This is a genomic window from Serratia sp. 2723 (assembly GCF_050434425.1).
Classification (GTDB): Bacteria; Pseudomonadota; Gammaproteobacteria; order Enterobacterales; family Enterobacteriaceae; genus Chania.
This window is the reverse complement of sequence record NZ_JBNDIN010000017.1, coordinates 1-12,282: the sequence shown is the minus strand read 5'-3', so window position 1 is coordinate 12,282 and position 12,282 is coordinate 1. Positions and strand designations below refer to the sequence as shown.

Genomic DNA, 12,282 nt, shown 5'->3' with positions numbered 1-12,282 from the left:
AAATTACTTCTTTACCTCCAAAAGAGCAGGGGCTATCAACTCCCTCTCCCTTTGAGTGCAGGGAGGGGACCGAGCGCGTTTAGCTGAAAGCATCGTGATTCTTCATAAGCATCGACTGATTCACCTTGGATAAGGAAGCGGTCGAGGTTGCTGAAATTACTTCTTTACCTCCAAAAGAGCAGGGGCTATCAACTCCCTCTCCCTTTGGGAGAGGGTTGGGGTGAGGGCTAAATCCCATCAGCCTCGACGTTGGCGCATTTCACCTTACGCCGTTCGTGCCACAGGCTGGTCAAGCCGCGTTTGCCGCAGGCCAGCGCCATGTCACGGAACTCGGTCAGGCTCAGCCCTTCGCGCTCCAGCATCATTTCGGCAGCCAACTGCATATTCACCCCGGTCAGCACCTCACAGTTGCCATGCGCATCGGCCAACTCGCAGGCACTACGGAAAGGCGATCCCCCCAGCATATCGGTAAGGAATACCACACCGTCCGCTTGCTCTACCGCTTGCAGCGCGGCACTCAACGCCACTTTCAACTCCGCCGTACCCATATGGACAGGGAAGTCCACCGCGATACAGGCAGGCTGTTCCCCTACCACCTGCTCTACCGCCTGTAGCAGGCCACTGGCGAAGCCGCCGTGGCCGGTAATGACAATTCCTGGCATGTTCTCTTCCTCACAGCAAACCGATAAATTTACCCACTACGCCGATCACCACCGTCACACCGATCAGTTTCACCGGTGAGAAACCGCGCTTCATCAGGAAGAACACCAGCAACGTGAAACACAGCGGCAACAGGTTGGGCATCAACTTATCGAGCACGTCCGTTTGCAACGCCACGGTGGCCTTACCGGCATGCATGATCAGCGGCGTAGAAAGATGTACATAAGAGGCCACCAGCGCACCGATGACCGTCATGCCCACGATCGACGCCGCATGGGATATTCGTTTGGTATGGGTTTTCAACAGCGTCAGCGCACTGGTGCCCGCCTGATAGCCATAGTGCGCCAGCCCAAAGCGCAGCCCGAAGTGGAACACGTTGAACAACAGCAGGAACACTATCGGCCCAAACAGGCTGCCTTCCAGCGCCAGAGATGCCCCGATGCCCGCACAAATCGGCAACAGCGTCAGCCAGAACAGCGCATCACCAATGCCTCCCAACGGCCCCATCAGCGCCACTTTCACCGCTCGAATGGTGGAGACTTTCTCCTTGTTTTGCTCCATCGCCAGCACCAACCCCGAAAGGAAGGTGACGTCGAAAGGATGCACGTTGATAAACTCCATGTGCATCTTCATCGAATTCGCCAGATCCTGAGGATTGCGGTGGATCTTGCGCAAACCAGGGATCAGGGTGTACAGCCAGCCACCGGCCTGCATACGTTCGTAGTTGAACGATGCCTGCAGCAACAGCGAGCGCCAGGCCATACGATTGATATCGCTGCGCGTCAGCGCTTGTGCCGGGCGGCTATCAACGTAGTCGTCCTGTTCTACCTGGCTGGTGGCCAATGCCTGTTCCAGGCGCTTTGCTGCTTTTTGTGCCAGCAGATCGTCAGAATCATTAAATGCCATCTTCAGCGTCCTCCGGTTGAACAGGCTTTCTGGTCACATCCGCATCTGCCCGTTGACTGTTAAAGAAATCGATCAGCGCGATCGCCAATGCCCCCAGCGCCACCGCCAGGATCGGCAGCTTAAGGAACGTCACTGAAATAAAACCGAGGATGAAATACGCCACGTAGGTTTTCTTCATCATCACTTTCATCAGCAGTGAGAAGCCGATTGCCGGCATCATGCCGCCCGCCACCGCCAGACCATCCAGCAGCCAGGTCGGCGCTTTCTGCACCATGGCGCTGGCCGCATCGGCACCGAAGTAGATCGGCAAAAACGCCACCACAAAGTAGAAAACAAACAGGATACTGATGCCTAGGTAGTTCACTCGCTCAACGCCACGCCAGTTCAGCTCCTGTACCATGCGATCGCAGCGGTGCATCATGGGTGAAAACGCGGTGAACAGCAGCGTGATGCAGCCCTGTACCGCAATGGCGAACGGCACCGCCACGCCAATGGCCACCTTGGGATCGGCCTTGGTGAGGATGGCAAACGCCGTGCCGACCACCCCGCCGATAACCACGTTAGGCGGCTGCGCACCGGCCAGTGGCACCATGCCCATCCACACTAGTTCCAGCGTCCCACCCACCAGCAAGCCAGTGGTGACATCCCCCAGGATCAGGCCAACCAGCGGCCCCATCACTACCGGGCGGTGGAAGTGGGTCAGGCCGTCGAACAGGTCGACCCCGGCCAACCCCGCCAGCAATGCAATCAATAACGCGTCAGTTAACATGCTTCCCCCTGCGCTCAAGCGAGCAGTTTGCCTATCGCTTCACCGGCTTCATCCGGCACCCGGCGCACCTCGCAGGCTACGCCCAACGCCGCCAGCTCACGAAAGGCGGCAATGTCATCGTCATCCACCGAGACCGTCTTGTGGATTTGCCGTTTCCCTGCGGCGAAGTGCATATTGCCAACGTTGACAAAGGTGATGGGCACTCCGCCCTGCACCAGTTTCAATACGTCCTGCGGCGTTTTGCACACCAGAAAAATCTTTTGCCGATCCGCCGCCTTGTGGATCACGTCGATGGTTTTTTGCAGGGTGAAGTAACGGGTCTGCACGCCTTCGGCCACCACCATGTCCATCAGGTTTTGCTGTACCGGATCGGCGGCGGCATCATCGTTGGCCACCACCACCAGATTGGCGCCCAGCGTGTTGGTCCAGGTCACCCCTACCTGGCCATGCACCAGGCGGTTATCGATACGAGTCATCAGAATATTGGGCATATCAGCGCACCTCCGGGTAACAGGCTGAGTGGTAGTCGTCGAGCACCTGGGTAATTTTGTGGATCACCCAATCTTGCGGATCCTGACTCAGCTCACCGGCATTCAAGGCCCGTGCCTGATCGGGTAAATACTGGCTGAGTAAGGCCAGCGGGATTGGGTTACTCCGTAGATTGTCCATCAACGCATCCACGGCCTGCTGGACCTGTGGCTGCGGCCAGTAATAGCGCACGCGATCGCTCAGGCTGTAGTGCCGATCCAGATACTGTTGATGCGGGCTGCCGTGATAATAGCGGCTCCACTGCTGCGGCTGTTCACGCATCACCTGCTCAAGCGTGGCGCACAGCTGGGCCGAACGATGCTCCCCCAACCATTCACGTTCGATACGATCGAGGGCAAACAGCGCCTCACGCAGCGCAAAAGTGAGCGCCGGGCCAACTTTCAGAATGGCGAAATGGTCACGCACCAGTTGCGAATAAGCTTTCGGTGTCTGGTAATCGGTCGAATGGGCCTCATACAGCAGCCCCGATTGGCGTTCGATAAAGCGGCTCAACGCCTGCGCCGCCTGCGGTTGGTAATGTTCGACGCTGTGATGGTCAAACTCGACGCCGGGTTGCACCACCAAGGCGATCACTCGTGACCAGGCGCTGCTCAGCTCTGCCTGCTGCCAGGCATGACGGTGCGCCTCTAACGTGACTGAGACTGCCTGTGGCGTAGTCACCTGGATGCCTTGCAGCGTTTCCTGCGCACCGCCCGGTACTGGCACTTCGGTTCCGATCACATACACCGGGGCTTCACCACCCGCTTGCTGCCAGGCTCGTTCCGCCACTGCGCACAGGCGCGCCGCACGCTGTGCCACCATGTCATCTCCCAACGGGGTGGGATCGTCAGCGCAGGACATGGAGCAGTCGAGGTGGATCTTGCGAAATCCGGCGCGCACATAGTCGTCAATCAGGGTTTCGGACAGCGCCATCGCCTCTTGTGCCGGGCGGTCTTGCCAAGCGTTAGGGCCAAGATGATCGCCCCCCAGCCAAATAGCGCTCCTTGGCAACCCGATGTCATCCGCCATCTGCCACAGCGCATCACGAAACTGTGCGGCGGTCTGGCCGGTGTAGCCGCCAAACTGGTTAACCTGGTTTGACGTCGCCTCGATCAATACCGGCGTGCCACGTGCCTTTGCCTGCCGTAAGGCGGCCTGCAATACCCAGGGATGCGCGGAGCAAACGGAAAATATCCCCACCGGCTGGCCGGCCTTGTGCTGTGCTACCAGTTGTAACCACTGCTGCATGGATCCCCCATGATGGCGCCCTACTCGCGATCGGCTATCACCACATCTACGCCTAAATCGCTGAGCGCCTGCTGATAATCTTGTGGAAGACGGCTATCTGTGATCAGCCGATGAATTTGCCCAACTTCGCGGATCATGCAAAAGCTCTTGCGACCAAACTTGCTGGCATCCGCTACCGCGATAATTTCGCGCGCCACCTCACACATCACACGATTGAGGTGTGCCTCACCAGGGTGAGGCGTAGTGATCCCCGCAACCAGATCGAAACCGTCGACGCCCAGAAACAGTTTGTCGAAGCGGTACTGGCGCAATTGCTGCTCGGCAGCCGGACCATAGAGCGAATAGGAGTTCTGCCGGACGCTTCCCCCCAACACCATCACTTCCACCCCGTCGTAACCTGAAAGCTCATAGGCAATATTCAGCGCATTGGTCATCACCACCAGATCGCGGCGCGGTTTCAACCAGGGCACGATCTGGGCCGTGGTGGAACCGGAATCCAGGATCAGCGCATCGCCGTCACGCACGTAGCTTGCCGCTCGGCAGGCAATCTGTGACTTCACATCGCGGTTCAAACGCCCTTTGTCATGTAACGGGCGGTCGAAGGCAAACTGCTGGTTAAGCATCGCCCCGCCATAGGCACGCAGCGCACAGCCTTTGCGTTCCAGAAAGCGCAGGTCGTTGCGGATCGTCACCGTGGAAACGGCAAACTGTTTGCTGAGCTGTTCCACCCGCACGCTACCGTGCTCGCAGAGCAGATCGATGATGTGTTCACGTCGTTTGGCGGTGTTCACTGGCATGAGCAATAGGTCCTCAGGTTTCCGGTTTTAGCTGGGAGATGATGGCTTTCGCTCTACTGCGGCGGTATTACAGCAAAGCGAAAGCAATGAAATTGTGATCGGGATTACAGGGCAGTTTTAGCAGCAAATGGGGGTAAAAAGCTTTCGAATCGAAATGAAATGAAACTATTTCCTCGGCGGGCGCGAGAAAAGTGAAATCTGCCGCAGGCCGATAGGGCGGCAGGTTAAGAGTATGTGAAAAATAGCACAGTGAAAGCGGCTTTGGCGGGCTGCAGCGAAAAGGCTTTTCTTTCCTTGGGTGATCAACATCACAAAACCGTTAATTGGTTCAGTTGAGCCAACCGACACCCAGGTGTGTCACCAAACCGACAATCACCAAAATCACGATCACGGCGATGGTGTAAAGCACAATACGGCGGGGGCTGTAGAAAGAAGACATAGCGATTCCTCAAAATAAGTTTATTGCCGTTACTATCCGTTAATAGTGACCTCGCGCTGATCAAAGTCACCTGGTGGGTGCCGCACGCGGTTTCCTTAACCTCTTGTCAGGCGAGGCGATCTTTCCTAAACTGGCGCGTAGATACTGACAGCCCTGCCAGTACGTAAGCGTTAACGTCAATCAACGCATCTCGTCATGCAGTAATGATTGGCTGCATGCCTGATGCGAGGAGCTCATGCCCCAACCCGAACCATCCACAAATTGTGTTGTTAAACGCAGTCGTTTGACGCGTTTCTTATTGCTGGCCGGCATCATGCTGGTGGCCGCCAACCTGCGCGCCCCTTTAACCAGCGTAGGCCCGTTACTGGAACAGATCCAGCGGCAACTGATGCTTTCTGCCACCGCCGCCGGGTTACTCAACTCCCTGCCGCTGATCCTGTTTGCGGTGTTATCACCATTAACGCCGTCGCTGGCCAAGCGCATCGGGATTGAGCGCACGCTTGGGCTGGCGCTGATGCTGCTGGTCGCCGGGATCGTGCTACGTTCACAACCGTGGGATGGCATGCTGTGGTTAGGGACGGTGTTGATCGGCGCTGCCATCGCCTTTGCCAACGTGGTATTACCCACGCTGGTAAAACGCGATTTTCCTCATCGGGCTGCGGTGATGATCAGTACCTATGCGGCCATGATGTCACTGGTGGCCGCTATCGCCTCCGGCATGGCGGTGCCGTTGGCTGCATTCAACGATAACGGCTGGCGTTTTTCACTGCTGTGCTGGAGCCTACCGGCATTTATCGCATTGGCGATCTGGCTACCCCAACTAAAGCGCAAGCCCATCCCGGTAGCCCGAGCCGGCGCGCCGGTGGCTACAGAAACCTTTCGCTCTCCCTGGAGCAGCGCCCTGGGTTGGCAGGTGGCCTTGTTCATGGGGCTGCAATCCATCACCTTCTACACCATTATCGGTTGGTTCAGCGCCTTTGCCGCAAGCCACGGCACTTCACCGCAGCAGGCGGGGTTCGAGCTGTTTGTTTATCAGATCGTGGCGATCGCCGCTAACTTCGTCATGGTATTTGCACTGCCACGCGCACGCGACCAGCGAGGGATCGCACTGGTCAGTTCGCTGTTGATCTTTATTGGCGTCGGCGGATTGCTGTTGCTGCCTGCCCACTCTCTTATCTGGCTGATATTTGCCGGGCTGGGAGCGGGGAGTTCGTTAGTGCTGGCACTGTCTTTCTTTGGTCTGCGCAGCCAGCAGCATCATCAGGCAACGGTGCTGTCTGGGATGGCGCAGTCCATCGGCTACCTGCTGGCCGCGCTGGGGCCGACCCTGTTTGGTCTGATGCATGATTTGACGCAAGGCTGGACGGTGCCGTTGACGATTTTACTAGGGTTAACGCTGCTGCAGATGCTGTTCGGCATCTTGGCCGGGCGTCGCAAGATTATCGGCTGAACCGACCACGGCAGGTTCTTGCGGCAGCCAAAGATCTTCGATAAAGCGCTGTTGCCGCTCATTGAGTTGCCAGGATGGCGGAAATCTCAGCGTTTCCGCTAGTGGGACCTCTGTGGTGGGAATGAGTGATTGATTGTCCATCGGCGCGTTCCTGTCCCCCTGACTCCTCTGTTGCCAATTGAAATCGGTTACACGAGCGCAATGCCATGTAGCGTTTTCCCCTAGACACAGAGTAAATCATTGGCGACGATGTTGATTATCGATATAAACAATCACTCAACTAGCCTAACCCTATGGGACGACAGATATTCTCAACCGACTCGCTGTGTCGGGGCGAATATTAGCGCCCCGACAAATTCAGCAGTTTTTCACGGCCTCAATCAAGCTGGCTAACAGAATCCCGGCTCGCCTGATGGCGCTCATCCCCAATCAGTTCGCTCAGATGCCCATCTCGCATTTGCAGCAGGCGATCCGCATGTTCAAAGTAATGGTCGTCATGGCTGATGGCAAACACGGTTTTTCCCATTTCGCGCAGCTGAGGCAGTAACTCGCGGTAGAAAGTACGGCGGAACTGGGGATCCTGATCCGCCGCCCATTCATCCAGCAGTAAAATATCCCGCTTTTCAGCCACCGCCAGCAACAGGGCCAGGCGCTTGCGCTGCCCTTGTGAAAGCTGCGGGTTGGTGATGCGTGTGCCGTCGAATTCTAATTTGCTTTTCATTTTCAGGCGCTGCAACCAGGTTTCCACCAGTTCGGCGTCCGGTTGTTCTCCTTGCGGCCCCAACAGATGGTGAAACTGGTGGAAATCCGTAAAGATGGCAGAGAACAGGCGGCGATAATCTTCACGATCGGCAACCGTAATCGGTTGGCCATCCAGCAGGATCTGCCCACTAACGGGCACATACAGCCCAGTGAGCAGCATGGCCAGCGTCGATTTACCGCTGCCGTTGCCACCAATCAGAAACACCAGTTCGCCCCGCCGTAACGTCAAATTGATCGGCCCAACCGCAAACCCTGATTGTTGTTCACCCACCGCATAGTGGAATGCCACGTCGCGCAGTTCCAGAGTTTGCCACGCCCGAGCCTGTATCGTCGGAAATGCCGGATCATAGTCCGCCAGTTTGAGCGCCTTCACTTTATTGAAGGCCACTTCGGCCGCAATCAGCGTCGGGAATGCCCCAACCGCCTGTAATAAAGGGGTACGCAGGAACAATAAAGTCAGGGAATAGGTCGCCGCCACCGTAGTGTTGGCCCAGCCCAGGCTGTTCGCCATATAGAACACCAGGCCGATGGCGCCCAGCATCATGATATTCGACCAGTTCACGGCGCTAAGGTGGAAAGTATCTGCGCGGATAATATGATAACGGTAGTTACCGGCATCGGGCTGATAAGCCTGCTGGAATAGCATTTTTGCCCGATCGCGGTTCAGCGCCAGCTCTTTGCGCCCGTCAATCGCCGCTTGATAATGCAGGTAGAGCCGCTCTTCCGCTTCGCGCACGCTGCTCAGGTGGCTATAAACCCGCGAGACCAGATACCAACTCCCCAGAATAGTGACCGTTACCCATATCGCGGTCACGCCCAGCATGGCAGGCGATAGCCAGCCCAGATAGGCAGCCGATCCTAAAGTCAGGATCACCCCCTGAACCAACTCCGGCAGGCGGACAAAAGCAATGGTGATATTGCGGATATCGCTCGACAGACTAGCCAGTAATGAGGCACTACCCAACTGCTCCAGCCGCTCAATATGGGTATCCAATATGCGCTTCACCAGTTGACCCCGCAGCCGGTAAACAAAATAGTGCCCCAAAGTGGTCAACGCCAACTGAGAGCCGAGCGTTACCGCCATCAACAGCGCCAACAGGCCAAGAAACTGCGGCAACACCACTAGCGGGTTACCCGCCGCGCCCATCAGTTGCACGTTAATAAATGCAATGATGCCAATCCCCAACGCCGCACTGGCCAGAGTTAACGCCATTACCGCCAGAAACGGCCAGCGATACTGCTGGAACACCACCCGTAACAACTCCATGAGAAACCCTATTCAGAAATCATGCACTGGCGGGCATTGTAGTTGGCGAAAGCACGATATCAATCACAATTCTCATTTTGTTGGCTGAGCAGATACTGGCCCTGACCTGTCCATGCAGGTAAACACGGGGCGATGACTAAAGAAAATATAGGGCAAGCAGCAGATTGTCAGGCTAAAAAACATTATTAACGCAATAATAAAAATCTCAAAAATAGATTTAACCCCAAAGATGGTAAAATCGTTTTAGATAAACAGCTAACCAGTCTGATTAGGTAAATCATTTCAAAACAGACGATCTTTAAACCATCAAACAGGATTTCCCTATGATCAAGTGAGCTGATTTTTTCTTAATAAATAACCGCTAACCCCCCTTAAAGCCTAGCACTAAGACAATAATTAAGGATTATTCTCATGAACGTTATGTTATTTTGTTTGCTGCCAATGGTGTTCAATGCTTAAATGAACGGACCACCAATCATATTTGCTTTATCTAGCTTAGGGATAAGAGAATGAAAAAACGCAAATATCTCAGTCATGTTGAAATTGAGAGAATGATCTCCGCCGTCCCGGACGGCGCCAACGGTTGCCGTGATCGCTGTATGCTGTTGATGTGCTTTATTCATGGATTACGCGTCAGCGAACTACGGGGACTGCGGCTAGAGGATATTGACCTGGCCACCAACCGCTTACACGTAGCCCGCTTAAAGAACGGCTTTTCTGTACAGCATCCTATTCAAATTCGTGAGCGTATCGCGCTGGGGCGCTGGCTGGCAAAACGCCCAGGCTACCTGGAACCTGATAGCCCCTGGCTGTTTCTTTCTCGCCACGGCGGGCAGATTTCACGCCAACAAATTTACCGCTTAATAAAGTCCTACGGTGAATTAGCTGGTATAGACGTCCAGGTCCATCCCCATATGTTACGCCACTCCTGCGGCTATGCCCTGGCAGATAGAGGGATCGACACCAGACTCATTCAGGATTACCTGGGCCATCGCAACATTCAGAACACCGTTATTTATACTGCCAGCAACGTTGAACGCTTTCGGGTAATACATATTTAACCCAAGGCAGACCGCAAACCACCAATTCAGACTGGCACCGCATTTTTACTTCGCAGACGTGGCTAGCTGTGCAACAGCCAATATCCTTACGTTATATATCATCGTCGATAACGGTGAGATATCAGGGACGGATTGCCGTAAGCCAAGCTTGGCGGCACGACCATCGTGATTTGGCAGCTTCGAGATCGCCGTTCTGAATATCGGTGGATAGCGGCTCAGTAACTTGGTGATCGAGGTACCGTTGCGGTATGCCCCGCCATGCTTGATGACAGCACGGCGGAGCAACAAGCGATTTCCAGCCATCAATCACATGCAAACTGCTGGCTAATGTTTTTTCTCAGCGAGAACAGTTCACTGTCGTTTTTAACCTGTAGTTTGCGCATGGCATTACATTTGTGCGCGCTGATGGTCTTGATGCTGCGTTGTTGCAGCTCAGCAATTTCCCGCAGGCTCATCCCGTTGAACAAGAACGTCAGGACATCATTTTCGCAACGGGTCAGATGATGCAGGCTTGAAGCATCTTCAGGATCGTTACGCGCCAGATAAGAGCCGATCAACGGGCTCAATACGCGCTCACCGTTAAATACCCGGTTAAAGAACTCCCCAACCAGCGGCAATTCATCCCCACGGGACACCACGCTGATATTGGTCACATCAAGCAGCTTGCACAGATCTTCCCCTGTCTGGCTACGGGTGTAAACAATGACCCGCAACTCAGGCTGCTGTGCACACAGATTAAACAGAACTTCACGGCCCTGCGCGATGGTTTCATTCTGGCCATTGAGTTCGGTGATGAGAATATCGACGGGTTGGTACAGCAACCTTTCGGCAACCGCAACCATGCTGGTTTCCTGCACGATAATCTCATTGGCAACGTTAAGCGTGCCGATAAAGCAAGACAGCCCGGTGAGCGTGAGTGGGCTGCGATCCATTAACGCCAAGCCAAGCGGCTTTTGTGACAACGGTTGCATAGACGACTCCTGTATAAATATCTCGTTGATTCCATCCAGAGAATAAGTACATAGCGGTATCAAGGATTAGCGGGCAAACACCGGGCCGGTCTTTGCCATCCACTTGCCTTGCAAATAAAGTTCACCATCATTCTGAAAACCCAACTTGTGCATCGCATTACGCTTGTGGGTACTGACGGTGCGAACATCACGGTGCATCATCAACGCCGCGGTGGTAACGCTTTTGCCGGAAAACAGGTGTGTCAACACATCCAGTTCACGGGACGTCAAGGCTTTGCCAATGGCAGACTGGCTGCTCAGCAATTGCCGTACCTTATGGCTATAGCTGCGACAACCCGACAAGACCTGCTGTACGCATTGTGCCAGCGCAACGCCAGGCTCCTGTTTGAGCACCAGCCCTTTGATGCCTGATGCGGTCAGCAATTGCAGCACCCGGGGATCGTCAAGTGCGGTACACACGATCATCGCCGTGCTTGGCCAATGCTCCAGGCACAGCGCAATCAGCCTTAAGCCGTCCAGAACCGACTCGTCTTCACCGCACAGTTCCATAATCAACAGCCGGGCCGGACGGTGGCGCATCAACCCAGGGATTTGCTCCAGATTACTGACCCGTTGTACCTCCTCCGCCAGGCCACAGGACTGGGCCAAAATATTACGCATTCCAAGTGCCGTGATGGGGCAGGATTCCATTACAATCACACCGTCCCCTTTTAGCCCATAAGAGCTAGGGGAATGCGCACTCCCTCTTTGATAAGTATGAACCACTGTCATATTGAACCTCCCATTTCTGCTGAATACCCTTTTTTACTTCCTTGATAAATTGGTGTGCAAAAATGTCATTCCCTCTCTTATTGATGAGAGTTATTTTTTCTTATTATTGATCGAAAAATATATTAAAAATAAAGCCAGCTACCCACAATGAATAAGCCCCAGGTAATTAACTCAACAGACACAGCTAAAGCTGCCATAAAAAAGTGGGGCCAGGTTTTCTTATGGCTAGAGGGTATTACTGATAGGTGAGTGCCACCTGTACAACACCTTCAATACCGCCGGGGGTTGCACCACCGTTGGTGCTGAAAGCGCGCGCCTTCAGCGGGAAGGTCGCCTTATTGGTGGCGTGATCGACCAGCACGGTCATATCACTGCCGCTGCCCAGGCGGCGATTGGCGCCAGATGAACCATCAACCATTTCAATCTGCACAGCACCGGCAGGATTGGCCGCGGCGTTCTTATACAGATCCGCGCTTTCATCCGCTGCCGTCCCGGTGAATGTCGCTATAACGTTGGTGGTTGAAACCGGGCAATCACTCAGATCCAGGCTAAAACTCTCCCAATCGCTCCCCGTGCCCGCGGTCAGAGTATGCGCCTTGATCTCCCCCAGATCGACATTGACATCGCCCCCCACGGCATCGACCGTACACGGC

At 54.9% G+C, this 12,282-nt stretch carries 13 protein-coding genes; 2 read left to right on the top strand and 11 right to left on the bottom strand.

All coding sequences use genetic code 11. The annotated features are described in order from the left end of the window. Positions 1 to 227: 227 nt before the first annotated feature. Genes agaF through agaR form a run of 6 tightly spaced genes read right to left on the bottom strand, consistent with a single transcriptional unit; the run spans position 228 to position 4,908 of the window. Positions 228 to 662, bottom strand: a complete 435-nt coding sequence (gene agaF / locus ABIE29_RS20580) for a PTS galactosamine/N-acetylgalactosamine transporter subunit IIA (protein WP_429620843.1) — start codon at positions 660 to 662, stop codon at positions 228 to 230. A 10-nt stretch (positions 663 to 672) separates the two neighbouring features. After that, complete coding sequence (locus ABIE29_RS20575) at positions 673 to 1,566, bottom strand: PTS system mannose/fructose/sorbose family transporter subunit IID (RefSeq protein WP_429620841.1); 894 nt, start codon at positions 1,564 to 1,566, stop codon at positions 673 to 675. Continuing rightward, positions 1,556 to 2,335 carry a PTS N-acetylgalactosamine transporter subunit IIC gene (gene agaW / locus ABIE29_RS20570; RefSeq protein ID WP_021179850.1) on the bottom strand — a complete coding sequence of 260 codons (780 nt, stop codon included), beginning with the start codon at positions 2,333 to 2,335 and terminating at the stop codon, positions 1,556 to 1,558. The genes ABIE29_RS20575 and agaW overlap by 11 nt, the downstream gene beginning before the upstream one ends. A gap of 14 nt (positions 2,336 to 2,349) precedes the next feature. Further along, complete coding sequence (gene agaV / locus ABIE29_RS20565) at positions 2,350 to 2,826, bottom strand: PTS N-acetylgalactosamine transporter subunit IIB (protein ID WP_024529457.1); 477 nt, start codon at positions 2,824 to 2,826, stop codon at positions 2,350 to 2,352. Position 2,827: 1 nt separating this feature from the next. Beyond that, a complete protein-coding gene (locus ABIE29_RS20560) occupies positions 2,828 to 4,111 on the bottom strand; it encodes a D-tagatose-bisphosphate aldolase, class II, non-catalytic subunit (RefSeq protein ID WP_429620839.1) in 1,284 nt (427 codons plus the stop codon). Positions 4,112 to 4,131: 20 nt separating this feature from the next. Next, the gene (gene agaR, locus ABIE29_RS20555; protein WP_037375671.1) at positions 4,132 to 4,908 is read right to left on the bottom strand and encodes a transcriptional repressor AgaR; all 777 of its coding nucleotides are present in this window, start codon (positions 4,906 to 4,908) and stop codon (positions 4,132 to 4,134) included. A 674-nt stretch (positions 4,909 to 5,582) separates the two neighbouring features. Between agaR and ABIE29_RS20550 the strand changes: the two genes are divergently transcribed. Next, the gene (locus ABIE29_RS20550; protein WP_429620835.1) at positions 5,583 to 6,797 is read left to right on the top strand and encodes a CynX/NimT family MFS transporter; all 1,215 of its coding nucleotides are present in this window, start codon (positions 5,583 to 5,585) and stop codon (positions 6,795 to 6,797) included. Between the two features lie 376 nt (positions 6,798 to 7,173). On the opposite strand, the gene ABIE29_RS20545 is transcribed toward ABIE29_RS20550, so the two are convergent. Then, complete coding sequence (locus ABIE29_RS20545; protein ID WP_429620833.1) at positions 7,174 to 8,826, bottom strand: multidrug ABC transporter permease/ATP-binding protein; 1,653 nt, start codon at positions 8,824 to 8,826, stop codon at positions 7,174 to 7,176. 509 nt (positions 8,827 to 9,335) lie between these two features. Between ABIE29_RS20545 and ABIE29_RS20540 the strand changes: the two genes are divergently transcribed. Next, the gene (locus tag ABIE29_RS20540; protein ID WP_429620830.1) at positions 9,336 to 9,887 is read left to right on the top strand and encodes a tyrosine-type DNA invertase; all 552 of its coding nucleotides are present in this window, start codon (positions 9,336 to 9,338) and stop codon (positions 9,885 to 9,887) included. Positions 9,888 to 9,932: 45 nt separating this feature from the next. On the opposite strand, the gene ABIE29_RS20535 is transcribed toward ABIE29_RS20540, so the two are convergent. The 4 genes from ABIE29_RS20535 to ABIE29_RS20520 form a co-directional block, all read right to left on the bottom strand. Continuing rightward, complete coding sequence (locus ABIE29_RS20535) at positions 9,933 to 10,172, bottom strand: hypothetical protein (RefSeq protein WP_429620829.1); 240 nt, start codon at positions 10,170 to 10,172, stop codon at positions 9,933 to 9,935. 17 nt (positions 10,173 to 10,189) lie between these two features. Further along, positions 10,190 to 10,858, bottom strand: a complete 669-nt coding sequence (locus tag ABIE29_RS20530; protein ID WP_429620827.1) for a LuxR C-terminal-related transcriptional regulator — start codon at positions 10,856 to 10,858, stop codon at positions 10,190 to 10,192. A 66-nt stretch (positions 10,859 to 10,924) separates the two neighbouring features. Continuing rightward, the gene (locus ABIE29_RS20525) at positions 10,925 to 11,518 is read right to left on the bottom strand and encodes a LuxR C-terminal-related transcriptional regulator (RefSeq protein WP_429620825.1); all 594 of its coding nucleotides are present in this window, start codon (positions 11,516 to 11,518) and stop codon (positions 10,925 to 10,927) included. 346 nt (positions 11,519 to 11,864) lie between these two features. Then, positions 11,865 to 12,282, bottom strand: a 418-nt coding sequence (locus tag ABIE29_RS20520) for a fimbrial protein (protein ID WP_429620823.1), incomplete at its 5' end; no start/stop codon positions are given.

Coding starts and splice junctions, on each gene's coding strand:
- agaF (WP_429620843.1), bottom strand. CDS start 662: ATGCCAGGAATTGTCATTACCGGCCACGGCGGCTTCGCCAGTGGCCTG.
- ABIE29_RS20575 (WP_429620841.1), bottom strand. CDS start 1,566: ATGGCATTTAATGATTCTGACGATCTGCTGGCACAAAAAGCAGCAAAG.
- agaW (WP_021179850.1), bottom strand. CDS start 2,335: ATGTTAACTGACGCGTTATTGATTGCATTGCTGGCGGGGTTGGCCGGG.
- agaV (WP_024529457.1), bottom strand. CDS start 2,826: ATGCCCAATATTCTGATGACTCGTATCGATAACCGCCTGGTGCATGGC.
- ABIE29_RS20560 (WP_429620839.1), bottom strand. CDS start 4,111: ATGCAGCAGTGGTTACAACTGGTAGCACAGCACAAGGCCGGCCAGCCG.
- agaR (WP_037375671.1), bottom strand. CDS start 4,908: ATGCCAGTGAACACCGCCAAACGACGTGAACACATCATCGATCTGCTC.
- ABIE29_RS20550 (WP_429620835.1), top strand. CDS start 5,583: ATGCCCCAACCCGAACCATCCACAAATTGTGTTGTTAAACGCAGTCGT.
- ABIE29_RS20545 (WP_429620833.1), bottom strand. CDS start 8,826: ATGGAGTTGTTACGGGTGGTGTTCCAGCAGTATCGCTGGCCGTTTCTG.
- ABIE29_RS20540 (WP_429620830.1), top strand. CDS start 9,336: ATGAAAAAACGCAAATATCTCAGTCATGTTGAAATTGAGAGAATGATC.
- ABIE29_RS20530 (WP_429620827.1), bottom strand. CDS start 10,858: ATGCAACCGTTGTCACAAAAGCCGCTTGGCTTGGCGTTAATGGATCGC.
- ABIE29_RS20525 (WP_429620825.1), bottom strand. CDS start 11,518: ATGCGTAATATTTTGGCCCAGTCCTGTGGCCTGGCGGAGGAGGTACAA.